This is a genomic window from Kluyvera cryocrescens NBRC 102467 (genome assembly GCF_001571285.1).
GTDB classification, from domain to species: domain Bacteria; phylum Pseudomonadota; class Gammaproteobacteria; order Enterobacterales; family Enterobacteriaceae; genus Kluyvera; species Kluyvera cryocrescens.
In genome coordinates this window covers 73,207-98,000 of sequence record NZ_BCTM01000006.1, presented here as the reverse complement: position 1 = coordinate 98,000, position 24,794 = coordinate 73,207, and the positions used below count along the sequence as shown (strand labels likewise).

Here is a 24,794-nt window from a genome sequence, read left to right as displayed (position 1 = left end):
AGGATTGGCGAATGGCTATGGTTTGCCGTAGAATGCCAGCCCTTATTAATACATTTCAGACCTCTAAACGTCTAAAGGTGGATAACCACAAACCCCGCGTCGATGAGCTTCATTGGGCGCGTTTACATGGGACAGAGCAATAAATTGAATACAAAATCGCGTTCGCTATCGCCGCTGGTTGAACTGGTGGGGATTCGCAAGGACTTCGATGGTAAGACGGTCATCTCCGATCTTGATTTGACGATTAATAACGGTGAATTTCTCACGCTGCTTGGCCCCTCCGGCTGCGGTAAAACCACCGTCCTGCGCCTTATTGCCGGGCTAGAAAGCGTTGACGCTGGGCAAATCCATCTGGAAAACCAGGATATCACCCAGGTTCCCGCCGAGGACCGCCACGTCAATACCGTGTTTCAGAGCTACGCGCTTTTCCCCCATATGACCGTGTTTGACAACGTCGCCTTCGGTCTGCGCATGCAAAAAACCCCGGCCGCAGAAATTACTCCGCGCGTGAACGACGCCCTGCGCATGGTGCAATTAGAAGAATTCGCCCAGCGTAAACCCAACCAGCTTTCCGGTGGTCAACAGCAGCGCGTTGCCATTGCCCGTGCGGTAGTCAATAAACCCAGCCTGCTGCTATTAGACGAATCCCTCTCCGCGCTCGACTATAAGCTGCGCAAGCAGATGCAAAACGAACTGAAAGCGTTGCAGCGTAAGCTGGGGATTACCTTCGTCTTCGTCACCCACGATCAGGAAGAAGCGCTGACCATGTCCGACCGTATCGTGGTGATGCGCGACGGCAAAATCGAACAGGACGGGACGCCGCGTGAAATCTACGAAGAGCCGAAAAACCTGTTTGTCGCCAGCTTCATTGGCGAGATCAATATCTTTAACGCCACGGTGATTGAACGCCTGGACGAACGCCGCGTTCGCGCCCACGTAGAAGGCCGGGAATGCAATATCGACGTTAACTTCCCGGTGACGCCAGGGCAGAAGCTAAACGTTCTGCTGCGCCCGGAAGATCTGCGCGTCGATGAGATCCACGACGGTATCGAGGTCGAAGGGTTGATTGGCTACGTTCGCGAGCGCAACTACAAAGGCATGACGCTGGAATCGGTGGTTGAACTGGAAAACGGCAAAATGGTTATCGTCAGCGAATTCTTCAACGAAGACGATCCTGACTTTGACCACTCGCTGGACCAGAAGATGGCGATTAATTGGGTAGAGAGCTGGGAGGTTGTACTGGCTGATGAAGAGCACAAGTAAGTTCCAGAATGTGGTGATTGCCACCATCGTCGGTTGGCTTGTGCTGTTTGTGTTCCTGCCCAACCTGATGATCATCGCCACCAGCTTCCTGACGCGCGATGATGCCAATTTCGTCCAGATGGTCTTCACTCTGGACAACTACGCCCGGCTGCTCGATCCGCTGTACGCCGAGGTGCTGCTGCACTCGTTGAATATGGCGATAATCGCCACGCTGGCGTGTCTGATTCTGGGTTATCCGTTTGCCTGGTTTCTCGCGCGCCTGCCGCAAAAGGTGCGCCCGCTGCTGCTGTTTTTACTGATTGTTCCGTTCTGGACCAACTCGCTTATTCGCATCTACGGGCTCAAAATTTTCCTCAGCACCAAAGGCTATCTCAACGAATTCCTGCTGTGGCTAGGCGTGATTGAGACCCCCATCCGCATCATGTTCACCCCGGCGGCGGTGATTATCGGGCTGGTGTATATCCTGCTGCCGTTTATGGTCATGCCGCTGTACTCGAGCATAGAAAAACTCGATAAACCGCTGCTGGAAGCGGCCAAGGATCTGGGGGCGAACAAGTTTCAGACCTTTATTCGCATCATTATTCCGCTGACCATGCCGGGGATTATCGCCGGTTGCCTGCTGGTGATGCTGCCGGCGATGGGGCTGTTCTACGTGTCAGATCTCATGGGTGGCGCCAAAAATTTACTTATCGGCAACGTGATTAAGAGTCAGTTCCTCAATATCCGCGACTGGCCGTTTGGCGCAGCCACCAGCATTACGCTGACGGTGGTGATGGGCCTGCTGATGCTGGTGTACTGGCGCGCCTCGCGCTTGCTCAATAAGAAGGTGGAGCTGGAATGATCGGTAAACTGCTGCGCGGCGGTTTTATGTCCGCCATTTACGCCTATCTCTACATCCCGATTATCATCCTGATCGTCAACTCGTTTAACAGTTCGCGCTTTGGGATCAACTGGCAAGGCTTCACCACCAAGTGGTACAGCCTGCTGATGAATAACGACAGCCTGCTGCAGGCCGCCCAGCACTCGCTGACGATGGCGATTTTCTCCGCCACCGCCGCGACGCTGATTGGTTCGTTAACCGCCGTGGCGCTCTATCGCTACCGTTTTCGCGGCAAACCGTTCGTCAGCGGCATGCTGTTTGTGGTGATGATGTCACCGGACATCGTCATGGCCATCTCCCTGCTGGTGCTGTTTATGCTCTTGGGCATTCAGCTTGGCTTCTGGTCGCTGCTGTTTTCACACATCACCTTCTGCCTGCCGTTTGTGGTGGTTACCGTCTACTCTCGGCTGAAGGGTTTTGACGTTCGAATGCTGGAAGCGGCAAAAGATCTCGGCGCCAGCGAAGTCACAATCCTACGTAAAATTATTCTGCCGCTGGCAATGCCCGCCGTTGCCGCAGGCTGGTTATTGAGCTTTACCCTGTCGATGGATGATGTCGTAGTGTCATCCTTTGTGACCGGGCCAAGCTATGAGATCCTACCGCTCAAGATTTACTCCATGGTCAAAGTCGGCGTCTCGCCGGAAGTGAACGCGCTGGCCACCATTTTGCTAGTACTGTCACTGGTCATGGTGATTGCCAGTCAGCTTATTGCACGTGATAAAACTAAAAGCCTGCAGGTCAGGCACAACTCAGGGGACGTTAAATGATGAAATGGTCACGCCACCTGCTCGCGGCAGGTGCTTTAGCACTCGGTATGGGTGCAGCCCACGCGGACGATAGCAAAACGCTCTACTTCTACAACTGGACGGAGTACGTGCCGCCGGGACTGCTGGAACAGTTCACCAAAGAGACCGGTATTAAGGTTATCTATTCGACCTACGAGTCGAACGAAACCATGTACGCCAAGCTCAAAACTTACAAAGACGGCGCCTACGATTTGGTCGTGCCGTCGACCTACTTTGTCGACAAGATGCGCAAAGAAGGCATGATTCAGAAGATCGATAAAACCCAGTTGAGCAATTTTAAAAACCTCGATCCCGAGATGCTCAATAAACCGTTCGATCCCAACAATGATTACTCGATCCCGTATATCTGGGGCGCCACGGCAATTGGCGTGAACAGCGACGAGATTGACCCGAAAACCGTCACCAGTTGGGCCGACCTGTGGAAACCTGAGTACAAAAGCAGCCTGCTGTTAACCGACGATGCGCGCGAAGTGTTCCAGATTGCCCTGCGCAAGCTTGGCTACTCCGGTAACACCACCAATCCGAAAGAGATTGAAGCGGCCTACAACGAACTGAAAAAGCTGATGCCAAACGTGGCGGCGTTTAACTCCGATAACCCGGCCAACCCGTATATGGAAGGTGAAGTGAATCTCGGAATGGTGTGGAACGGATCGGCCTATGTCGCCCGTCAGGCTGGAACGCCGCTGGAAGTGATCTGGCCAAAAGAAGGCGGTATCTTCTGGATGGACAGCCTGTCCATTCCGTCTAACGCCAAAAACAAAGAAGGTGCGCTGAAGCTGATTAACTTCCTGCTGCGTCCGGATGTGGCCAAGCAGGTGGCAGAAACCGTCGGCTATCCGACGCCAAACCTGGCCGCCCGTAAACTGCTAAGCCCGGAAGTGGCCAACGATAAATCGCTCTATCCGGATGCAGAAACGGTGAAAAAAGGCGAATGGCAGAATGATGTTGGCAGCACCAGCACGCTGTATGAAGAGTATTACCAGAAATTGAAAGCTGGGCGTTAAGCCTTCAAATGTGAGGCGTTGGCTCTATACCTGTTAGTTGGGCAATAAATTCCGTTCACTTTATGTTTGCTAGAACATGAAGCTTCAGTATCAGTGAACGGGCAAAGGGGAGCACCGCGCTCCCCTTTGCAATCCCCGCGGCCCCGCAGCGAAATCGGTGCTTCGCACTGCGTTCGCCTGCGAACTCCAGCCTGCGGCACGGCGAAACTCGACGCTACTCGTCCCATCCCTGGGACTCGCCCTTCGGGCCAACGCAAGCGTTGTTCAACATTGCTCCCGGCAATTTTGTCCTGTCTCGGTTCGCCTCAGTCCGCCATCCCTGGTGGCCTGACCTTGTCTTCCAATCTCCGGCTCACCGATTTCAAGCGGGGACTCATCGGTTCCAGCGACACTGACGTTTATTTTTAGCTAAAAAACGGAAGCGGCATAGGTGGCGTCTGAATCACCGAGGCGTTGCCTGGAGGCCGGGGCAGCCCACAGGGATGTGGGCTGAGGGCGCGGCTTTACAGGGATGTTGCCTCGCGCCCGACCCGAAAGCCGCAAGGCATAAGCTGAGGGAACCGCGAAGCGGCGATTCTGCCGCCAGAGCGCGGGGGTGCAGGGGTGCAGGGGTGCAGGGGTGCAGGGGGCGGAGGCAATTGTCCGCCCCCTGCGCGCTCCTTGCGCCGTTCTGGTTATAGGGCAAGAGATGAATAAGGAGCGCAACCGGCTGGAAAGCCCAGCGTGAGCTCTTCTTCGCCTCGAGTTAACTGGCATAAAAAAAGCGGAGCAAAGGCCCCGCTTTTTAAACGCTAACGCGCTAACTCACAGCTCTTTGAGCAGCTTCTCAACATATGCAGGCACCACTTCGCTTGCCAAACCGTAATGCTTTTCTTCAAACTCGCTGCCCACCTGGCTCGGTTCGAGATTGAGTTCCACGGTATGCGCGCCGTGTAGCTTCGCTTCATGGACAAAACCTGCCGCCGGATAAACGTGGCCGGAGGTGCCTATCGCAATGAAAATATCCGCCATCGACAGCGCCAGATAGATGTGATCCATCTCAAACGGCATTTCACCAAACCAGACGATATGCGGGCGCAGCGGCGCCGGGAACTGACAGCAATGGCAGCGTTCATCCACCGACATGTCACCCGGCCAGTCGAAGACCTGGCCACTCTGCGTACAGCGAACCTTCAGCAGCTCGCCGTGCATGTGAAGCACGTCGCGATTGCCCGCACGTTCATGCAGATTGTCGATATTCTGCGTCACCAGCATAAAGCGATCGCCCAGTGCCTCTTCCAGACGCGCCAGCGCCAGATGGGCCGCATTCGGCGCAATCTCCGGCTGCTGTAGCTGACGGCGACGTTCATTATAGAAATTTTGCACCAGCGCAGGATCGCGCGCATAGCCTTCCGGCGTCGCCACATCCTCAACCTTATGCTCTTCCCATAACCCATCCGCTGCGCGGAAGGTGCGGATCCCTGACTCCGCTGAAATCCCGGCGCCTGTTAACACAAGCACTCTTGGTTTATCCATTTGCTCTGACATAGCCCTGTCCGTGAAAAAGGTTCGCTGGCGCAGACGCTGGCGCAGCTGACGTTTATTCCGACGAAAACGGCTCAATCGATGTAAGCGGCGCGACTGCATATCTACTCCACGTTAGTTTGTAAGATGAAGGAACGCAGCGCCGCGCATTCCCCCTGCATCGCCGTGGCGCGCGCGTTCGATTCGCGGCGGGCGGGCTACAGGTAATAAATGGCGCGGTAAGCGGTGCGCAAGTCCATCGGCGATCGCTGAAAAATTGGATAACCCACCGCCAAGAACCAGTAAATCCGGATCAACGATGGTCAGGATGTTGCCAAGACACACGGCCAGCAGATCCAGGTAACGCTCAACGTGCTCGCGGGCGTTAGAGTCTCCTTGCTCCCACAGGGCAACAATTTCCGGTGAGGTCAGTGACTGCTGGTAAAAATGGTTATACAGCCAGGCAAAACCACGACCGGATAAATAGTTTTCAATACAGCCAAGCTGGCCGCAGCCACAGCGGGTCAGCGGAAAATCACGGCCGACCACCTCAAGGGCATCCACCGGCAGACGGATATGGCCGAACTCGCCGGTAATATAGCTGTGACCGGTAATCGATTTGCCGTTTTGCACAATCCCGCCGCCGACGCCGGTCCCCAGAATCAGTCCCATCACCAGAGGATACTGGGTAAATTCTTCATCCCAGGCTTCTGAGATGGCAAAGCAGTTAGCGTCATTGTCCAGACGCACATCGCGCTCCAGCAGACGGCTCAAATCAGCGCGCAGCGGTTTGCCGCTGGCCGCCGGCACGTTGGCGGCGTACAGCAGGCCACCTTCGGTTTCCGGCATACCGGGAATACCAATCCCGACGGTGCCCCGACAATTAAAGCGTTCATCCGCCTCAACAACCAGTCCGATAACGGCCTCCAGGAAGCGGTCATAGCCCTCTTTCGGCGTCGGGATCCGTTTTTCCCACTGAAGCTGGCGCAATGAATCAAATACGCCCAGCGCGATTTTGCTGCCGCCAATGTCAAATCCATAATGCATCATTGTCAATTCCTCTTACTGACGCGCGCAGCAGCAAAGCCGCACGGTCAGGACGTCAAATTACTGGCCACTCAGCACTCTCGCAGGGTCAATACGGCTGGCGCGACGAGCCGGATACCAGCTCGCCAGCAGACTCAGCAACAGTGCCGTGACCAGCACATAAACGACATCCAGCCAGTGCAGTTCAGACGGCAGGAAGTCGATAAAATAAATGTCGCCAGACAAGAACTGGTGACCAATAAGTTTTTCAATCACGTTAATAATGCCGGTCAGATACAGGGAGCCAAGCACCCCGATCACCACCCCGCATAGGCTGCCCAGCAGGCCAGCTAACAAACCATACCATACGAAAATTGCTCGGATCAGCCCGTCTTTTGCGCCCAATGTGCGCAGTACCGCAATATCGCTACTTTTGTCTTTAACCGCCATCACCAGCGTCGACACGATGTTAAAGCAGGCCACGCCGATAACCAGCACCATCGCCAGATACATAATCGCGCGGATCATCTGGATGTCGCGGTACATATAGCCGTAGGTGCCAATCCAGCTCTGGATTGTCACGTAGCTATTGGTCACAAGACCCGCATCGCGCACCAGCTTGTTAGCGTTAAAGACGTCCTGAACTTTGATAGCGATACCGGTGATGCTCTCACCCATATCCAGATACTGCTGAGCATCCGGCATCGGGATCATGGCAAAGCTGTGATCGAGCTGGCCGCTCAACTGCAGGATCCCGGTGACGTGCAGGCGCACGCGTTTTGGCTGCAATAGCTTATGTTCCGGGTTGGCATTTGGGATCATGATCGAGACCCAGTCACCTGCCTTCACTTTCAGCGCATCAGCGACCCCTTTGCCGAGGATAATTTGCTGCTCACCGGCTTTGAAGTTAGCCCAGGCATCGCCCTGGACAAAGCTCGGCAGCGCGCTTAGCTTGCTCTCCTGCTGCGGATCAACGCCTTTCACCTGGATGGCGCGCAGATTACTGCCGCTCTCCACCAGACCGGTAAAGTTAATGTACGGCGCCGCGGCCTCAATGCCTTTCACCGCCTCTACTTTTGGCAGAACTGTACGCCAGTTGGTCCATGGCTGGTTAACCGCTTCAATTTCGCCATGCGGCACGACCGCCAGAATACGGTTGTTCAGCTCACGCTCGAACCCGTTCATGGCGCTCAGACCCACAATCAGCACCGCCACGCCCAGCGCAATGCCGACCGTGGAGATCACGGAAATCAGCGAGACCATACCGCCGCGTCGACGCCCGCGGCTAAAGCGCAGGCCGATCAATAACGAGAGCGAGGACGCCATTACTGTGCTCCCATCAGGGTTAGTTGATCGCTTAAGCGACCGTCACGCATCTCCAGCTGGCGGCCCATTCGTTTAGCGAGCTGCAGGTCATGAGTGACCACTAAAAATGCCGTACCCTGAGATTGATTCAGCTCCCCAAGCAGTTTGAAGATACTGTCGGCGTTTTTGGCATCGAGGTTACCGGTCGGTTCATCCGCCAGCACCAGACGCGGGTTATTCACCAGCGCACGGGCAATGGCAACGCGCTGGCGTTCGCCGCCGGACAGTTCCGAAGGACGATGGCTGGCGCGATGATCGAGCCCCACCGCTTTCAGCATCTCCAGCGCACGGCTGTTGATTTCGGCCGGTTTCTTTTTGCCAATTAGCAGCGGCATCGCCACGTTTTCCAACGCGGTGAAGTCCGGCAGCAGATGGTGGAACTGATAGATAAAACCGAGCTTCTGATTGCGCAGCTCCGCTTTCGCCGCCGAAGAAAGCGAGCTCATCGGCTGGCCGCTGAAAATCACGTCGCCGGAGGTTGGCGTATCCAGACCGCCCAGCAGATGTAACAGGGTACTTTTCCCCGAGCCGGAGGTACCGACGATAGCCATCATCTCCCCTTCGGCAATGCTGAAGCTGACATTGTGCAGAACATCGGTCTGCACGGTGCCTTCCTGATAGCGTTTGCACAGGTTGTCGCATTGCAACAGGATCTTATTCATAACGTAAAGCCTCAGCGGGTTGAGTGGCGGCAGCGCGCCAGGAAGGATACAGCGTTGACAGCAGCGCCAGGGCCATCGCCACCAGCGCAATCACGATAACCTGCAGCGGCTCGATGGCAACCGGCAGCGCCGCACCGTCGAGGAACGCGCCGATAATCGGCATTAAATTGTTGAGCTGGCTGGCCAGCAGCACGCCGAGCACCGCGCCCAACAGAGCGCCAATAATCCCGGCGCTGGCGCCTTGCACCATAAACACGGCCATGATCTGCCGAGGCGTTAGCCCCTGCGTTTGCAGAATCGCCACTTCGCCCTGCTTCTCCATCACCATCAGCCCCAGCGAGGTGATGATATTAAACGCCGCTACGGCCACAATCAGGCTCAGCAGCAGCCCCATCATGTTTTTTTCCATACGCACGGCCTGGAACAGCTCGCCTTTACGCTCGCGCCAATCCTGCCATTTCGTACCTTCCGGCAGGGTTTGCTGACTTAGCGTGTCAACCTGCAGCGGTTTATCCAGCCACAGACGCCAGCCGGTGATGTTACCCAGCGGGTACAGCATCAGCCGCGACGCATCCTGGATATTGACCAGCATCTGATAGCCATCCACTTCACTGCTGGCGGCGAAAGTGCCGATAACGGTGAACAGACGCTGGCTCGGCAGACGCCCCATCGGCGTAAACTGACTGGCCGACGGTACCATTACGCGGATCTGGTCGCCGCGGTTAACGCCCAACTGTCCGGCAAGCTGTTCGCCCAAAATGACGTTGTATTTACCGGCCTGTAGATCGGTCTGTTTGACGTTGACCAGATATGGGGTCAGCGGATCTTTTTGCGCCGGGTCGATACCCAGCATCACGCCAACCGAGACGCTGCGCGCACTTTGCAGCACCACGTCACCGGTGGTGAGCGGTGCCACGCGGGTCACGCCCTGGAGTTTGACGTTCGCTTCAGGAAATTTTTGCGGGTTCAGGGAGCCTTGCTCAGCGCTCAGAATGGCCTGCGGCATCAGCCCCAGGATGTTGTTTTGCAGCTCGCGCTCAAAGCCGTTCATCACCGAAAGGACGGTGACCAACGCCATTACGCCTAGCGTAATGCCGATAGTAGACAGCCAGGAAACAAAGCGACCGAAGCGGTCCGCTGCCCGCCCGCGCATATAACGCAGGCCAATGAATAGTGCGACAGGTTGGTACATGTAATCCGTCTGGTTGCTGATAGCAGAAGCACGAGTATATAAGCGAAAGCGAGATGGGTAAATGACTGAACCGTAAGCGCAAGCCTGACAAACGGCTGACAGTACGCGACGAACATTGAAATTTTCGCCGTCACGGTCAATAGTGTGGTTTTCCCTTTATTTGCGAATTCATGATGATCCGCACCTTAAATCCTCTGTTTTTACCCGTTGGCGCGCTGCTGCTGGCGCTGTTCCTCGTCTACACCGGCGTCAGCGCCGCCGAGAAAGTGACCTGGATTATGGAAGTCACGCCGGTGATTATCATCGTGCCGTTGCTGCTGCTCACCGCCAAACGCTATCCATTAACCCCCCTGCTCTACGCGCTGATTTTCTTTCACGCCATTATTTTGATGGTCGGCGGCCAGTATACCTACGCCAAAGTACCAATTGGCTTTGATGTGCAAGCGTGGCTGGATCTGAGCCGCAACCCGTACGACAAGCTGGGACACTTCTTCCAGGGTCTGGTTCCGGCGCTGGCGGCTCGTGAAATTCTCGCTCGCGGGCAGTATGTTCGTGGCCGCAAAATGCTGGCATTTTTGGTGTGCTGCGTGGCATTAGCCATCAGCGCGACTTATGAACTCATCGAATGGTGGGCAGCGCTGGCGATGGGGCAAGGGGCGGATGATTTCCTCGGTACGCAGGGAGATCCGTGGGACACCCAGTCGGATATGTTCTGCGCCCTGCTTGGCGCATTGACCACGGTCATTGTGCTCGCCGGCGTACATTGTCGACAGCTAAAGCGTTACGGTCTGATTCACGCCGTATGATTTCCGTCGCCGTGCGCAAGATTTTCTCCGGCCAACGCCGCTCCCGTGTTGGCCGGAGAGATAACCTCTTCCTCGCTACCCCCGACGTAGCTTGATAATCAAAATCGGCAGAGCAAACAGCAGGGTCAGCAGATTTGCCATGCTGACCGCCGTATCTTCAATCATCACCCCGTATACCAGCCACAGCACCAGACCACAGACAAACATGACGTACATCAGTCCGGATATTCCCTGAGTGTTGCGGGTGGTGATAACCTTAAACGCCTGTGGCAAAAAAGAGAGCGTTGTCAGGCTTGCCGCCAGATAGCCAATCAGCGAGCTCCACTCCATGATCACACCTTCGCTTCGCTCACGGCGGCAACGGGCGCCATTGGCGCATCAGGTATCGACGTCGGCTGCGGTACTTTGCGATATTTATCCAGCAAATGGATGTGGATTTTACGCAGCATATCGCCATTCAAGCGGTAATAGCGGAAGTAGAGCGCCAGCGTGATAGCGAAGAACAGCGTTGGCAGCGCAATCATAATAAACTGCATACCGAAGATGGTTTCTGCCGACTGTACGCCGTTAGGCACGTAGCCAATCACCCCCAGCACCACCGCAATAAAGAACGCCGCAAATGCCGAGCCCCCCTTCACCACCATGGTTTGCACCGCATAGGCAATACTCTCGCAGCGCACGTTAAACTTGTACTCGCCGTAATCCACCGTGTCGGCCACCATAATGACCTGTAGCACCCAAAACAGTGCCGTACCGACGTTAAGGAACACCCCGGCCACGCAGATCAGAATGAGGCTATGGGAACCGGCGAGCACCATCAGCAGCAGCACACCGGCGCTCAAGATCGGCATCACCGAGGCTCCCGTCCACAAAATCCGCCGCGAAAGTGATTTCGCCAGCCGTGGGAAGAGTATGAGCGTCAGCAGATTGGCCGCGCCCGCATAGGAAAGGTAGTACGGGAAGAGCGCAGCATCGCCCACCACGTAGGTGAAGTAGTAAATGGCAAAGCCGGTAATGATGTTCGACGCCACGTTATACGCCAGCGCCATGCCCAGTAAACACGAGAGCTGATCGTTTTTGTAGATCAGGGCAAGAATCGATTTGAGCGAAAGCCGCGAGCTGTCTGCCGTCGCATCGCTGTCTGACGAGAACACTTCATGCACGTTTCTCAAGGTGACGATCGTTGACGCGATAAAGAATGCAATCAGTACCAGCGTAAACATCTGAAAACCGAAGCCCCGATCCCCGCCGCCAACGTAGCTGACAAACGGTAGCGTCACCCCGGCGGTCACAAATCCGGCGAGGCTGGCAAAAAAGCGCGGGAATGGCACCAGTTGCTCACGCTCTTGTTTGTCGAGGGTGATTGTCGGCACCAGCGACCAAAATGGAATATCCATAATGGTGTAGGTCATGCCCCACAGAATATAGGTCACGCAAACGAAGACAATCTGCGCCGTCCCCTCGAAAAGATGGGCGCTGAAACAGCACCAGCGAGTTAGCCAGCGTGCCGAGCAGGATCCACGGTTTAAATTTCCCCCACCGCGAGCGGGTCGCATTCACGATCCATCCCATCACCGGATCGTTGAACGCGTTCCAGATCTTAGCGACCAGAAACAGCGTCCCGACCACGCCAACCGAGAGGCCAACCACGTCGGTGTAGTAATACATCAGATACATGTAAACGATGCCGATCGCGAAATCCTTACCAAATGCACCGAACCCGTAACTTAATTTTGTTTTCAGAGAGATGCTCATAGGGTACCGGGTCGCTGTTACCAACGCCCGCCTGCTGTTATGTGCGAGGTAAAACGCCGGATACACCGCCCGGCGTCGTCAGGTATTAGCGGTGCAGCCAGGCCGGTAGCCAATCGCCGTGAGCGGCAATCAGGTCATCCACCAGCGCATAAATCTCCTCAATGCCAAGGACTGCGGCAGTATGCGGATCCATCATCGTCGCGTGATACACCCGGCTGCGGTTTTCGGTCAGAATGGCTTCCGTCAGCAGCGTCTGGACGTTGATGTTGGTCTGCATCATCGCCGCCAGATGAGATGGGATTGTCCCGACTTTGGTTGGCTGAATGCCGTTGGCATCCACCAGACAGGCAACTTCCACGCAGCTGCCCTGCGGCAGGTTATCGATAAGTCCGTCGTTGCGCACGTTGCCATAAATCACGCTCGGTTCGCCGGTCCAGATGGCGTTCATAATGGTGCTGGCGTACTCCCGCGACGGCTTAATATCAATCCGCTCGGCGGTTTTGTACTCTTCCAGCTCTTTATGCCAGTTGGCCAACTGCTCCACGCAGCGTTTTGGGTACTCATCCAACGGCACTTTGTAGCGCGCAATCAGGTCTTCACGCCCCGGCTTAATAAACCAAGGGGTATATTCGGCAAAATGCTCTGAAGACTCGGTGACAAAGTAGCCCAGCTTTTTGAACATCTCATAGCGCACGATATTCTGACAGCGTTCGTTACCGTGAAGATTCGGTTTTGGCGCCTGCCCGGCCTCATAGGCTGCCAGCAGTTCCGGGTACAGATTGACGTAGCTGCCGTCGGCGGTTTTACGCTCCAGTTCGAGATAAAACGCCATATGGTTGATGCCCGCACTGCGGTAGCGTAATGAGGCAGGATCGATATCCAGATCGCGCGCCAGCTCCTCTGCCGTCCCCTGTACCGAATGGCACAGCCCAACCTGTTTAATGTGCGGATAGCGCGCGTACATCGCCCAGGTATTCATCGCCATCGGGTTGACGTAGTTGAGCATTGTCGCGTTCGGACACACTTCCGTCATGTCGTCGCAGATTTGCCACAGATGCGGAATGGTGCGCAGCGCACGCATGATGCCGCCTGGGCCCAGCGTGTCGGCGATGGTCTGCTCCAGCCCGTGGCGCTTGCAGACCTCAAAGTCGGTGACGGTGCACGGTTCATAGCCGCCAATCTGGAAAGCGACGACGACGAAATCCGCGCCTTGCAGCGCCGCTTTCTGCTGGGTATGGCAGGTGATATGGCCTGACGCGCCGGCGGAATCCATCAGTTTACGCACCACAATGTGCGACTCTTCCAGCCGTTTTTCATCGATATCCATCAGTGCGATATGCGCCGACTTCAGCGCCTCACGATGGAAGACATCGCCGAGGATATTCTTGACGAAAATAGTTGAACCCGCGCCGATAAAGGTAATTTTTGGTGCTGTCATCATGACTCTCCAGAACAGTAGTGGACAAATTCATGGTGGCACGCTGTCTGGCGAAAAACCTCCAGCTTCCATAAGGAGCATTCCCGGAAACTCAGATCCTATGAGAACTGAACCACGATCTGAGCTTTTGGGAGAAATTAACCTGAAAAGCAGATTATCCGGCCTCCTTTTGACTCTATTATTGAAGGTATACAGGGTATTTGTGTCCGTATTCGCAGTCTCAGCCGGTCAAAGCTGGCATGATTCTGACAATTCAGGAAATGGAGTCTCTATGAGTACCGAGCCGATAACCTTTCTGCCGCCCGATCCGCACATGTGTAACGGCGACGAAAAACAGACCCGTAGTCCGCTGTCGCTCTATTCCGAATATCAGCGTATGGATATTGAGCTTCGCCGGCCGCACGTAATGCCCGCCAGCCACTGGCACGGCCAGGTAGAGGTCAATGTACCGTTTGACGGCGACGTGGAGTATTTGATCAACAATGAAGTGGTACAGATTAAGCAAGGGCATATCACCCTGTTCTGGGCCTGTACTCCGCACCAGCTCACGCGGATAGGCCACTGCCAGCAAATGGCGATTTTCAGCCTGCCGATGCACCTGTTTCTCTCCTGGCCGCTGGATCGTGAATTGATTAACCATGTTACCCACGGGATGGTCATTAAATCACTGGCCACTCAACAGCTCAGCACCTTCGAAGTGTTGCGCTGGCAGCAGGAGATGAATAGCCCGAACGAGCAAATTCGTCAGTTGGCGATCGATGAAATCGGCCTGATGCTAAAACGCTTTAGCCTCTCCGGCTGGCAACCGATACTGCTTAACAAAACCTCGCGCACGCACAAAAACAGCGTCTCGCGGCACGCGCAGTTTTACGTCAGCCAAATGCTCGGGTTTATTGCCGATAACTACGATCAGGCGCTGACCATCAATGACGTCGCTGAACACGTCAAACTCAACGCCAACTACGCGATGGGTATTTTCCAGCGGGTCATGCAATTGACATTAAAACAGTACATTACGGCGATGCGGATAAACCACGTGCGTGCGCTGTTAAGTGATACCGATAAAACCATTCTCGACGTGGCGATGACCGCCGGTTTCCGCTCCAGCAGCCGTTTTTACAGCACTTTCAGCAAATTGGTCGGTATGTCGCCACAGCAGTATCGCAAGCTCAGCCAGCAGCGCAGGCAGCTTAGCTGATCCCTAACGCTGAGTTTTAAGCGGTTGCACTCCCGCCACCATCACGGATAATAAGATCATAAAATTGATATCATTACCGTGTATATACCCAATCATTCATGCCGTCTTCTGGCGGCAGGCGAACGACTAAACACGGATTTCTGGAGAACGTGCGCTGACCATGCCTGAACATGCCCGTTATGCCCTACCGACCAAACCCGGCGAACAGCGCCTGCTTGGCGAACTGACCGGCGCCGCCTGCGCAACGATTGTCGCCGAGATCGCAGAACACCATCCCGGCCCGGTGATTCTCATCGCGCCGGATATGCAAAACGCCCTGCGCTTGCATGACGAGATTGGCCAGTTCACCGATAGCCTGGTGATGAGCCTTGCCGACTGGGAGACCCTGCCGTATGACAGTTTCTCTCCGCATCAGGACATTATCTCCTCGCGTTTGTCCACGCTCTATCAGCTGCCCTCGATGCAGCGCGGCGTACTGATCGTCCCGGTGAGCACCCTGATGCAGCGCGTCTGTCCGCACAGTTTCCTTCACGGCCATGCGCTGGTAATGAAAAAAGGCCAGCAGTTGTCCCGCGACGCGTTGCGTAGCCAGCTCGATAGCGCCGGGTATCGTCATGTCGATCAGGTCATGGAGCACGGCGAATATGCCACCCGCGGCGCGCTGCTCGACCTCTATCCGATGGGCAGCGAGCAACCGTATCGTCTGGACTTTTTCGATGATGAAATCGATAGCCTGCGCGTATTCGACGTGGACAGCCAGCGAACGCTCGAAGAAGTCGAGGCGATCAATCTGCTTCCGGCACACGAATTCCCGACCGATAAAACCGCGATTGAGCTGTTCCGCAGCCAGTGGCGCGATCAGTTTGATGTGAAACGCGATGCCGAGCACGTTTATCAACAGGTGAGTAAAGGCACGCTTCCGGCCGGTATTGAGTACTGGCAGCCGCTGTTCTTTAGTGAACCACTCCCCCCGCTGTTTAGCTACTTCCCAGCCAATACGCTATTGATCAATACCGGGGATATCGACGCCAGCGCCAACCGTTTCCAGGCTGACGCCCAGGCGCGCTTTGAAAACCGTGGCGTGGATCCGATGCGCCCGCTGCTGGCACCAGATCGCCTGTGGCTGCGCAGCGACGAGCTCAACAGCGAGCTCAAAAAATGGCCGCGCGTCCAGCTCAAAACCGAGCATCTGGCGAAGAAAGCGGCTCACGTTAACCTCGGTTTCCAGCCATTGCCGGATCTGTCGGTGCAGGCGCAGAACAAATCGCCGCTGGAAAACCTGCGTAAATTTATTGAAAGCTTCAGTGGGCCGGTGATTTTCTCGGTGGAGAGCGAGGGCCGTCGTGAAGCATTAGGTGAGCTGCTGGCACGGATTAAGCTCGCGCCAAAGCGCATTCAGCGCCTGGACGAGGCCACCGGGAACCAACGCTATCTGATGCTCGGTTCGGCCGAACACGGGTTTATTGACACGCAAAACAACCGGGCGCTGATCTGCGAAAGCGATCTGCTCGGTGAACGCGTGGCCCGCCGACGTCAGGATGCCCGACGGACCATCAACCCGGATACGTTGATTCGTAACCTGGCTGAACTGCATATTGGCCAGCCGGTGGTCCACCTTGAGCACGGCGTTGGCCGCTACGCCGGGATGACTACCCTCGAAGCCGGCGGCATTACCGCTGAATATTTGATGCTGACGTATGCCAACGACGCCAAACTGTACGTGCCGGTATCATCGCTGCATCTCATTAGCCGCTATGCCGGCGGCGCGGACGAGAGCGCCCCGCTGCATAAGCTGGGCGGCGACGCCTGGTCACGCGCGCGACAAAAAGCCGCCGAAAAGGTGCGCGATGTCGCGGCCGAACTGCTGGATATCTACGCCCAGCGCGCGGCGAAAGAAGGTTTTGCCTTCAAGCACGACCGCGAACAGTATCAGCTTTTCTGCGACAGCTTCCCGTTTGAAACCACGCCGGATCAGGCGCAGGCGATCAACGCCGTCCTCAGCGACATGTGCCAACCGCTGGCCATGGATCGACTGGTATGCGGCGATGTTGGCTTTGGTAAAACCGAAGTGGCAATGCGCGCGGCCTTCCTGGCGGTAGAAAACCACAAACAGGTCGCGGTACTGGTGCCCACCACGCTGCTGGCGCAACAGCACTATGATAACTTCCGCGACCGTTTCGCCAACTGGCCGGTACGTATTGAGATGCTGTCACGTTTTCGTAGCGCCAAAGAGCAGACGCAAATACTGCAGGACGCCGCCGAGGGCAAAATTGATATTCTGATTGGTACCCACAAGCTGCTGCAAAGCGACGTAAAGCTGCGCGATCTGGGGCTTTTGATCGTCGATGAGGAGCACCGCTTCGGTGTGCGTCACAAAGAACGCATCAAAGCCATGCGCGCCGACGTCGATATTCTGACGCTGACCGCAACCCCTATCCCGCGTACGCTGAATATGGCGATGAGCGGGATGCGCGATCTGTCAATTATCGCTACCCCGCCGGCGCGTCGTCTGGCGGTCAAAACCTTCGTCCGCGAATACGACAGCCTGGTGGTGCGCGAAGCGATTCTCCGTGAAACCCTGCGCGGCGGCCAGGTGTACTACCTGTTCAACGACGTCGAGAACATCCAGAAAACCGCCGATAAGCTGGCGGAACTGGTACCAGAAGCACGTATCGCCATCGGCCACGGTCAGATGCGCGAGCGCGAGCTGGAACGGGTGATGAATGATTTCCACCATCAGCGCTTCAACGTGCTGGTGTGTACTACTATCATCGAAACCGGTATCGATATTCCGACTGCCAACACCATTATTATCGAGCGCGCCGACCACTTCGGTCTGGCGCAGTTGCACCAACTGCGCGGCCGCGTGGGCCGTTCGCACCACCAGGCCTACGCCTGGCTGCTGACGCCGCACCCGAAAGCGATGACCACCGATGCGCAAAAACGTCTGGAAGCCATCGCCTCGCTGGAAGATCTCGGTGCAGGCTTTGCGCTGGCTACCCACGATCTGGAGATCCGCGGTGCGGGCGAGCTGCTGGGTGAAGGACAGAGCGGACAGATGGAGTCTATCGGCTTCTCGCTGTATATGGAGATGCTGGAAAACGCCGTCGATGCGCTCAAAGAAGGCCGCGAGCCATCGCTGGAAGATCTCACCAGCCAGCAGACGGAAGTCGAGCTACGCATGCCCGCGCTGCTGCCGGATGATTATATTCCTGATGTAAACACGCGCCTGTCGTTCTACAAGCGAATCGCCAGCGCCAAAGGCGAGAACGAGCTTGATGAGATCAAGGTCGAACTGATTGACCGCTTCGGTCTGCTGCCGGACGCCGCGCGTAACCTGTTAGATATCGCCCGTTTGCGCCAGCAGGCGCAGAAGCTGGGGATACGCAAGCTTGAAGGCAACGAGAAAGGCGGCGTTATTGAGTTTGCCGAGAAGAACCACGTGAACCCAACGTGGCTGATTGGCCTGCTACAAAAACAGCCGCAGCACTATCGTCTCGATGGACCAACGCGGCTGAAGTTCTTCCAGGAGCTGACCGAGCGCAAAGCGCGAATGGACTGGGTGCGTCAGTTTATGCGCCAGCTCGAAGAGAATGCCCTCGCCTGACCCTGTTCCCGGCAGCACCTGCTGCCGGGTTCCTTGACAGCCCGCATGCCAACCGTTTCGTTTAGTACTCCCAGCGCAGCGTCATGCCCAGCACCAGCGGGCTGGCGTCAAGCTCGTCCGGATGCACAAACGGCGTACCGGCAAAGAAATCGTAGTTAGTTTTCCACAGCCCCCCGCGCAGCCCGACCACGCCGCCCGCCAGGTAGGAGGTAGAATAAATCTCGCTGCCCTGTCCACTCACCCGACCAATATCCATCCCCAGATAAAACTGCGCCGCCAGTGAAGGGAGATTCAGATTGAGATCGTTGCGCAGGAACCAGCCGCTGTCAGCCTGTAGCGTGGTATCACCGTCAAAACCGCGCACCGTCCAGCGGTTACCGATGGAAAGCTGGTCGGGAAGATTAAGCTTATCCGGCGTTATCTGCTGGCTATAGTGCGGATGCCAGCTCAATGAGCGCTTGAACAACGAGAACGGCACGTTGGCCTCTACGTCAATATTAATCAGCCGCGATCCGACGTTCGCATTGCCGGTTTGCTCTTCCACCGACTGTTCCGCACCCAGCCAGCTGGTGTTGCGCTGGAACGAGACTTTGGTATCAATGACCGCCTTACCCGGATAAGCCGTATGCTCAAGGGTAGCGCGCCACGAGGCCATGTCGTGGGCCTGGACGAGAATTTCGGTATCGTTAAGATCGTATTCATCATCACGCTTCAGCACCTGGAAACTGGCCTGTAATTTCTGATAGCCGCTGCGAAACAGCATGCGGTTAAGCGTGGCGCTAAGATTTCGTTCATCTCCGCTGTATTCATAGGTATTGCTGCCATCCACCACCCGCTGGGTGTACTTGTCGCGGCTGGCGTAGAGATCCAGCGACCACCAGCCGAACGGCACCGAATAATAGGCGGTACCGTACTTGGCATTTTTATCCCCCTGATTTTGCAGTCCGCCGCCCGCCGAGAGATAAATCAGGTCGTCGAGGGTCGTGATATTATCCAGAGATAGCGTGCCGCCGCCCTGATAGCGCCCGGTGTATTTGCTCCCCGCATCATCCACCCACGCGCCGAGGCGCCAGCGTTTCGCCTGCTGGCGCGAAATTTCAATATCGCTTTCGCCGTCGTGCGCACCCGGTTTCAGCTTGATGTTGGCGGATGTTCCCGGCACCCGCTGGAGATTTTCCAGCCCTTGCTCCAGCGCGCGAAGTGACATCAAATCGCCCGAGGAGAGCGGTAGCGTATTGCCAAAATGCACGTTCTGCTGGCTGCCTTTCCGCCACTGAATGTTTCCAACCTTGCCGGGCTGGAGCCGTAAATGCAGTTCGCCGGTGCGTAGATCCTGGTTGGGAATGGCGACGCGGCTGGTAATGTAGCCACCGGCAATAATCTGGTTTTGCACCGCACGCGCCAGCAGATTAACCCCTTTCGCCCCCAGGCAGCGGCCCTGCGCCTGCTTAAGCAACGATTTCAACGGCAGCCACTGCGGCAGCGCCGGGCGATTATCAATCACCACCCGGTTGAGGGTAAAACAGGGCGTTTCCTGCGGAAAATCCAGCTCGCCGGGGCGCAGCGTGCTTTTGCTCGCCATCACTTCGGTGCCCTGCGGCGTAAGCTGCGTTTGACGGGCTTTCTGATTGTCGGTTTGGCTTGTAGAGGGATGAATGACCGGGCCGCTGTCAGCCATGACGTGGGGGCAAAACGGAATAAAAATGGAATAGCAGACAAAAGCCACAAGCTGACGTCGCATAGTGGGGAGATCCCTTGCTCTTATAAAGTCAGAATAAAAACTGGCCACCTTCCCGGTGGCCAGTGAAATGTGTATTAACGATTAAAAGGATCAATAGGGATGTTTGGTATACGCACCATAAATAGACCCTTTATTACTCATTTTGTTGACATAAAACGTCGTATTGTTAGCGTATACAACGCCAGTCTGTTTTATATTAATAGCGTCAGATTTCATTACACCATTATTTTCCGTATAAAATTCACCTGCATTATCAATACGTTTTACGGCTTCAACGCTAAAGCTATTAGCACCATAAATATATCCCCCTTTGTTGTTCTCAATCGTTGCTGAGGCGTACATATTAAGACCGCCATCAGCCGAGATAACACCGTCATTAGAGATATCTTTGCCGCTTAGGGAAATATTTTTAGTGGTCGTAATTATACCATCATTGGACAACTCATCGGCGGCGTTAATGGTGATATTGCCAGCAGACGACTGGACGACTCCGTTATTATCCGTATAAAAGTCATCGGCCGCATTAATATTGATATCCCCGGTGGCGGTAAGGCTCCCATTGGCAATATCAATGTCATTGCCGGTGATATTGATACTATTGCCGGAGATAGCACCGCGGTCGTTATCAAGGTTATCGGCCTTGATCGTAACCTCCGCGCCGTTAATGACTCCGCCGCTATTCTTATCGTGACAATTTGCCGTGTTATCCAGCTTGTTGACGACCAATTGCAGGGAGCCGTCGCTGCTAAGCTTACCGTCGGTATTGGTCAGCGTCTTGGTATTGACCAACAGCGAGTGGGTGGTGGCGACTTCACCGCCCTCGTTATCAAAAGCGTGTCCGGCATAAATGCTGGCATCCGCGGCGGCGATTTTGCCGTGATTGTCAATGTCGTCCGCATCCACCTGCAGACTATTATTGGCCTGAACGGAGCCGCCATTGCTGACTTTTTTCGCCGTCGCGGAGATATCCTGGCCATAGATGCTACCGCTGTTATTCAGTGAGTCAGTATTCAGCGTCAGGGTGCTGTTGCTGGCAATCCAGCTGCTGTTATCGATTTCATCGGCAGTTATGCTTACCGCGCCGTTACCGGAGATCCCCTGCCCGGCGTTATCCAGCGACTGCCCGTGGGTATCGATAGTGAGGGTGCCGTTGGAGACGATGGCACCGTCGACGTTGTTATCGATATTCCCGCTGTTAATGGTCAGCGCGCGCTCGGCCTGCAGCGTGCCGTGGTCGTTATCGAGGGTATTTTTGTGGGTATCAATCGCCACTTCACCACCGGCAATCAGGCCGTTATTCTCCAGCTTGCCCTTAGTGCTCAGCGAAAGGGTATCGCTGGCAGAGATAGTGCCGTTATTGCGCACGCCCACGCCGTCTTCAGTGCCGATAAGCTGAATTTTATTGGCGTACATGCCGCCAAGGCTGGAGACGTCCACCGCCAGAGACGGTTTGCTGAACACAGAAGACGAAATACCGCGGGTCGCCAGGGTCGCGTAATCGACGTGATTACTGCCGGTGACGATGCGCAGATCCTGCGCCTGCAGCTGGGCGTTGACCTTCACCGAACGGGAGATAATGTCGGTATAGCCTGTGCTGCGGTCATCCATTCCCTTACCGGTGATCACCACCTGGCCGTCGTTAACATTAAAGCCGGTCAGCTCGCCGTTGCTCATTTCGGCGGTCCCGGTCACCAGCGTGGAGCGGCTGGCGTTAATAAACCCGCAGCCGTCGCAGGAAATGCCTGACGGGTTAGCAATGACCACCGCCGCCTGCTGCCCGGCCACTTCGACCATGCCGTTTAGCTGACTCGGGTCGCGGGAGTTGACTTCGTTAAGAATCACCGTGGCGCTGCCGCCCGACATATTGCTGTTACCCGCAATATCGCCGCCAAGCGTGGTGCTGCTGCCGGTGGAACTGTTGTTAAGAATCACGCCGGTCGGGTCTATGTCGAACTGGGTAAAGGTGTTATGGGAAACGCCTCCTGAACTGGCGCCGCTAATATTCACCACCGTCGCCCCGGTGTCCGCAATCGTGACCTTGGTGTCAGGGGATTTGCGGCCATCCACCACCACGGCAGCACTCGCCTGGGCGATCGCACCAAGCCCCAGCCCCACGGCAAGGGACATGGCACTCAGTTTAAAAAGGGTCTTTCCTGCTTTTAACGTTTTCATCGCTGTTCCTTTAGATGAGGGGTAAAATTTGCTTAGTCATAGCTAATATTGAAGGTCGCCGAGGCCTCGAAATCCCCGGGCTGCACCGGTGTACCGTCGCTAACCAACTGTGCCTGCATAGGCATCTCGCGGTGGTTAACCGTGCCGGTGTAGGGGAACGTCAGCACGCTGGCGCCGTCCGGCGACAGCGGATTGTCCTGGGTATCGGTGATTTTGACCCCGACGCCCGCGGCGCTGCCGCTCTGCTGGCCCAGCAGCGTGGCGTTGTTGCTATCCACTGTGGTGGAGGTCATCTTGACGTAGACGTTGTTCAGGGTGGCGCTACAGTTATCGACCACAAGGGTGAAAGGCACCTTGTCGGTGCTATCGCCTGAGAGCTGCTGCGGGGTGATACCGTCGCCGAGATTGATGACCGCAGAAGGGTTGCCCTCAACGCTGATATGGGTGTCGCAGGTCGGCGTTATCGGTACCAGATGAACATCGAAATAGTAGGGAATACTATGTTTTGTATATGAACCGAACCGCATAGAAAACAATCCATAACGACTACCGACGTAATCGCCATCGAAAGGAAACGGCTGCCATGAAGGAAGCTGCCAGAAATAGACATTAAGCTTAAAATTCATCCCCGATTTCTTGGAACCAATCGCCTTCATGTTATCCCAAGGGTGACCATCCTGGTTTATCCAGGTGACCGTGCTGCCAGCAACAATCGGAATCGTGTCCCCGGAATGCCCCTGGCACTCACCGGGCTCATCCCCCCCCTGACAGATAATTTCCATGGAGTAGGCAATGCCTGGCATATTCTGATTAACCAGATACAGCGTGCGGCCGCTCGAATCAGTACCGGCAATCCCGCTGGCTGGCACGTTACTCATCCCGAAGACAGTAACGCTGTTGTCGCCAGAACTGTCTGAGCACTCCAGATCGTCATCGTTATCGAACAGATCAATGGTCTTCATCCCCAGCAGCACATCGCTTGCCGGGGCTCCGGTGATGCTATCGAACATCCCCGTAACGTCACCCATATTGAGGGTCTTCCCCGCCTCATATTTATTGAGATAACTGTTACTCATATAGCAGTCATTCACCTTCGCCTGCGCGCCTGCGAGGTGAAATACAAACAGCCCAACGCCCAGCACGGCCATCAGCATTCGGCGGATTAACCCCATCCTGTTTAACCAACTCACGGCATTTCTCCTTTGCATCACTGATACTCCACGTCAACAAGAAGCGTCGTCGATACCTGACCGGCGCTGACGCTGCCGATTTTTTGATAGCGCACGTCAAAGGCGTAGCTTTGGCGATAGTCGTCCGGCGTGGTCGGTACAACCACGTCAGAGGTGCCATCGTTGTTCAGTACGTTTTGCTGACCGTCATGCCAGAACACGACGATACCTACGCCCCCGGCGCCTTTACTTTCGACAGGGAGATCGTTGGCAAACACCTGTTGATATCCTGCGGGAAATACGCCGCTGGCGGGTTGAATCGAAAAATGCAGCGCGGAGAGTTGGTCTGCGTCATCGCAATCGGTAACCTCGACGTTGAACGATGCCTGAGAGCCGAAATCTGTCGGCGTTTGGCCATCTTCGTCCAGCGTTCGCGCAGCAATCACTGGGAGTTCAACCGTGGAAGGCTCAATCTGAATGGCGCAATGGTCTTCCATTACATTAGCGGTAATGGTCATATCCAGCGCCTGAGCCGCCGTCGCAGAATGGCCGACGGCCAATAACAGGATGCCAATGAGCGATAGCGCGCTCGGTTTGCTACCCGCAGCAATCATCATGAGGCTCCTGTTCATTGGTAATTGACGGTAAAAGTGACCGGCGCGCTGAAACTGCCGCTATGCAAGTCGGATTGGGTTTTACCCGGTGCCACCACCAACCGCGTTGAGAACGGCATATCGGCAGTGGTATTAGGATCCACGGTCTGCGTCGAGCTCATCGTGTCGCTACAGTTCAGTTGTGCACCGCCACCGTCTGCGTCGCGGTAAATCTCAGCGGCGACGCCGGTAAGATCGCCAGCCCCGCCAAAGGCCACGCCGTTACATAGGCCGTTGGCACCGGCGGAGGCCTGTACCGTCGCGCTGCCAACCCCCTGACAATGGCTGAAGCTGACAAAGAAGTTCTGCCAGGCGGCCCCCTGCTGCACCTGGCTTTTGTAGACGTCGCCAAAGGCCAACGTCCCATCGGTAAGAATGGCACCGTCGCGAGTGGTCAACTGTGCCTGGCATGTGCCCGCCACCACGGTGGAAGTAAAATTGACCTGAACATCGTCAATTGCCCTACTGGCCGGGGAGAGCAGCGCCGACAGCAGCGCTATCGACACTCCCAGCGATACAGGGCAAGAAGAAACTGCCGGATGTTTTTTCATGGG

General features: G+C 55.7%; 19 protein-coding genes and 1 pseudogene. 7 read left to right on the top strand and 13 right to left on the bottom strand.

The window, feature by feature from the left end; genetic code table 11:
* Positions 1-126 precede the first annotated feature (126 nt).
* From potA to potD, 4 genes are read left to right on the top strand one after another with little or no spacing between them, the layout of a single operon-like run.
* Positions 127-1,263 (top strand): spermidine/putrescine ABC transporter ATP-binding protein PotA, encoded by a 1,137-nt coding sequence (gene potA / locus KCR01S_RS04660; RefSeq protein ID WP_061280357.1) that lies wholly within the window; start codon positions 127-129, stop codon positions 1,261-1,263.
* Positions 1,247-2,104 (top strand): spermidine/putrescine ABC transporter permease PotB, encoded by an 858-nt coding sequence (potB, locus tag KCR01S_RS04655; RefSeq protein ID WP_061280244.1) that lies wholly within the window; start codon positions 1,247-1,249, stop codon positions 2,102-2,104. Before potA ends, potB begins: the two co-directional genes overlap by 17 nt.
* Positions 2,101-2,910 carry a spermidine/putrescine ABC transporter permease PotC gene (gene potC, locus KCR01S_RS04650; protein ID WP_061280242.1) on the top strand — a complete coding sequence of 270 codons (810 nt, stop codon included), beginning with the start codon at positions 2,101-2,103 and terminating at the stop codon, positions 2,908-2,910. Before potB ends, potC begins: the two co-directional genes overlap by 4 nt.
* Positions 2,907-3,953: a spermidine/putrescine ABC transporter substrate-binding protein PotD gene (potD, locus tag KCR01S_RS04645; RefSeq protein WP_061280240.1), complete on the top strand. Its 1,047-nt coding sequence runs from the start codon at positions 2,907-2,909 to the stop codon at positions 3,951-3,953. Before potC ends, potD begins: the two co-directional genes overlap by 4 nt.
* Positions 3,954-4,757: 804 nt before the next feature.
* Here potD and cobB read toward each other — a convergent pair.
* Genes cobB through lolC form a run of 5 tightly spaced genes read right to left on the bottom strand, consistent with a single transcriptional unit; the run spans position 4,758 to position 9,701 of the window.
* Positions 4,758-5,579 carry a Sir2 family NAD+-dependent deacetylase gene (gene cobB, locus KCR01S_RS04640; protein WP_061280237.1) on the bottom strand — a complete coding sequence of 274 codons (822 nt, stop codon included), beginning with the start codon at positions 5,577-5,579 and terminating at the stop codon, positions 4,758-4,760.
* A gap of 12 nt (positions 5,580-5,591) precedes the next feature.
* Positions 5,592-6,503, bottom strand: a complete 912-nt coding sequence (gene nagK, locus KCR01S_RS04635; protein ID WP_061280354.1) for an N-acetylglucosamine kinase — start codon at positions 6,501-6,503, stop codon at positions 5,592-5,594.
* Between the two features lie 60 nt (positions 6,504-6,563).
* Positions 6,564-7,808: a lipoprotein-releasing ABC transporter permease subunit LolE gene (gene lolE, locus KCR01S_RS04630; protein WP_061280234.1), complete on the bottom strand. Its 1,245-nt coding sequence runs from the start codon at positions 7,806-7,808 to the stop codon at positions 6,564-6,566.
* Positions 7,808-8,509 (bottom strand): lipoprotein-releasing ABC transporter ATP-binding protein LolD, encoded by a 702-nt coding sequence (gene lolD, locus KCR01S_RS04625; RefSeq protein WP_061280231.1) that lies wholly within the window; start codon positions 8,507-8,509, stop codon positions 7,808-7,810. The genes lolE and lolD overlap by 1 nt, the downstream gene beginning before the upstream one ends.
* Positions 8,502-9,701: a lipoprotein-releasing ABC transporter permease subunit LolC gene (gene lolC, locus KCR01S_RS04620; protein WP_061280228.1), complete on the bottom strand. Its 1,200-nt coding sequence runs from the start codon at positions 9,699-9,701 to the stop codon at positions 8,502-8,504. Before lolC ends, lolD begins: the two co-directional genes overlap by 8 nt.
* A gap of 173 nt (positions 9,702-9,874) precedes the next feature.
* Here lolC and KCR01S_RS04615 point away from each other — a divergent pair, with 173 nt between their 5' ends.
* A complete protein-coding gene (locus tag KCR01S_RS04615; RefSeq protein WP_061280225.1) occupies positions 9,875-10,507 on the top strand; it encodes a DUF2238 domain-containing protein in 633 nt (210 codons plus the stop codon).
* A gap of 75 nt (positions 10,508-10,582) precedes the next feature.
* Here KCR01S_RS04615 and KCR01S_RS04610 read toward each other — a convergent pair whose 3' ends face one another.
* The 3 genes and pseudogenes from KCR01S_RS04610 to melA all read right to left on the bottom strand — a co-directional run bounded on the left by KCR01S_RS04610 (position 10,583) and on the right by melA (position 13,703).
* The gene (locus tag KCR01S_RS04610) at positions 10,583-10,837 is read right to left on the bottom strand and encodes a SemiSWEET transporter (protein WP_061280221.1); all 255 of its coding nucleotides are present in this window, start codon (positions 10,835-10,837) and stop codon (positions 10,583-10,585) included.
* Positions 10,838-10,839: 2 nt separating this feature from the next.
* Positions 10,840-12,262: pseudogene (gene melB / locus KCR01S_RS04605) on the bottom strand (melibiose:sodium transporter MelB).
* Between the two features lie 85 nt (positions 12,263-12,347).
* Positions 12,348-13,703 (bottom strand): alpha-galactosidase, encoded by a 1,356-nt coding sequence (gene melA, locus KCR01S_RS04600; protein ID WP_156478742.1) that lies wholly within the window; start codon positions 13,701-13,703, stop codon positions 12,348-12,350.
* 268 nt (positions 13,704-13,971) lie between these two features.
* Between melA and melR the strand changes: the two genes are divergently transcribed.
* Both melR and mfd read left to right on the top strand, forming a co-directional pair.
* The gene (gene melR, locus KCR01S_RS04595) at positions 13,972-14,898 is read left to right on the top strand and encodes a transcriptional regulator MelR (protein WP_061280216.1); all 927 of its coding nucleotides are present in this window, start codon (positions 13,972-13,974) and stop codon (positions 14,896-14,898) included.
* A 160-nt stretch (positions 14,899-15,058) separates the two neighbouring features.
* Positions 15,059-18,505 (top strand): transcription-repair coupling factor, encoded by a 3,447-nt coding sequence (gene mfd, locus KCR01S_RS04590; protein WP_061280213.1) that lies wholly within the window; start codon positions 15,059-15,061, stop codon positions 18,503-18,505.
* 61 nt (positions 18,506-18,566) lie between these two features.
* On the opposite strand, the gene KCR01S_RS04585 is transcribed toward mfd, so the two are convergent.
* The 5 genes from KCR01S_RS04585 to KCR01S_RS04565 all read right to left on the bottom strand — a co-directional run bounded on the left by KCR01S_RS04585 (position 18,567) and on the right by KCR01S_RS04565 (position 24,791).
* A complete protein-coding gene (locus KCR01S_RS04585) occupies positions 18,567-20,246 on the bottom strand; it encodes a ShlB/FhaC/HecB family hemolysin secretion/activation protein (RefSeq protein ID WP_061280211.1) in 1,680 nt (559 codons plus the stop codon).
* Positions 20,247-20,336: 90 nt separating this feature from the next.
* Positions 20,337-22,418, bottom strand: coding sequence for a two-partner secretion domain-containing protein (locus KCR01S_RS04580; protein ID WP_061280209.1), 2,082 nt, complete (start codon positions 22,416-22,418; stop codon positions 20,337-20,339).
* Between the two features lie 32 nt (positions 22,419-22,450).
* On the bottom strand, positions 22,451-23,608 hold the full coding sequence (locus tag KCR01S_RS04575; RefSeq protein WP_167348811.1) for a fimbrial protein: 1,158 nt from the start codon (positions 23,606-23,608) through the stop codon (positions 22,451-22,453).
* 17 nt (positions 23,609-23,625) lie between these two features.
* Positions 23,626-24,204, bottom strand: coding sequence for a fimbrial protein (locus KCR01S_RS04570; RefSeq protein WP_061280204.1), 579 nt, complete (start codon positions 24,202-24,204; stop codon positions 23,626-23,628).
* Positions 24,205-24,215: 11 nt separating this feature from the next.
* A complete protein-coding gene (locus tag KCR01S_RS04565) occupies positions 24,216-24,791 on the bottom strand; it encodes a fimbrial protein (protein ID WP_061280202.1) in 576 nt (191 codons plus the stop codon).
* Between the last annotated feature and the right edge of the window lie 3 nt (positions 24,792-24,794).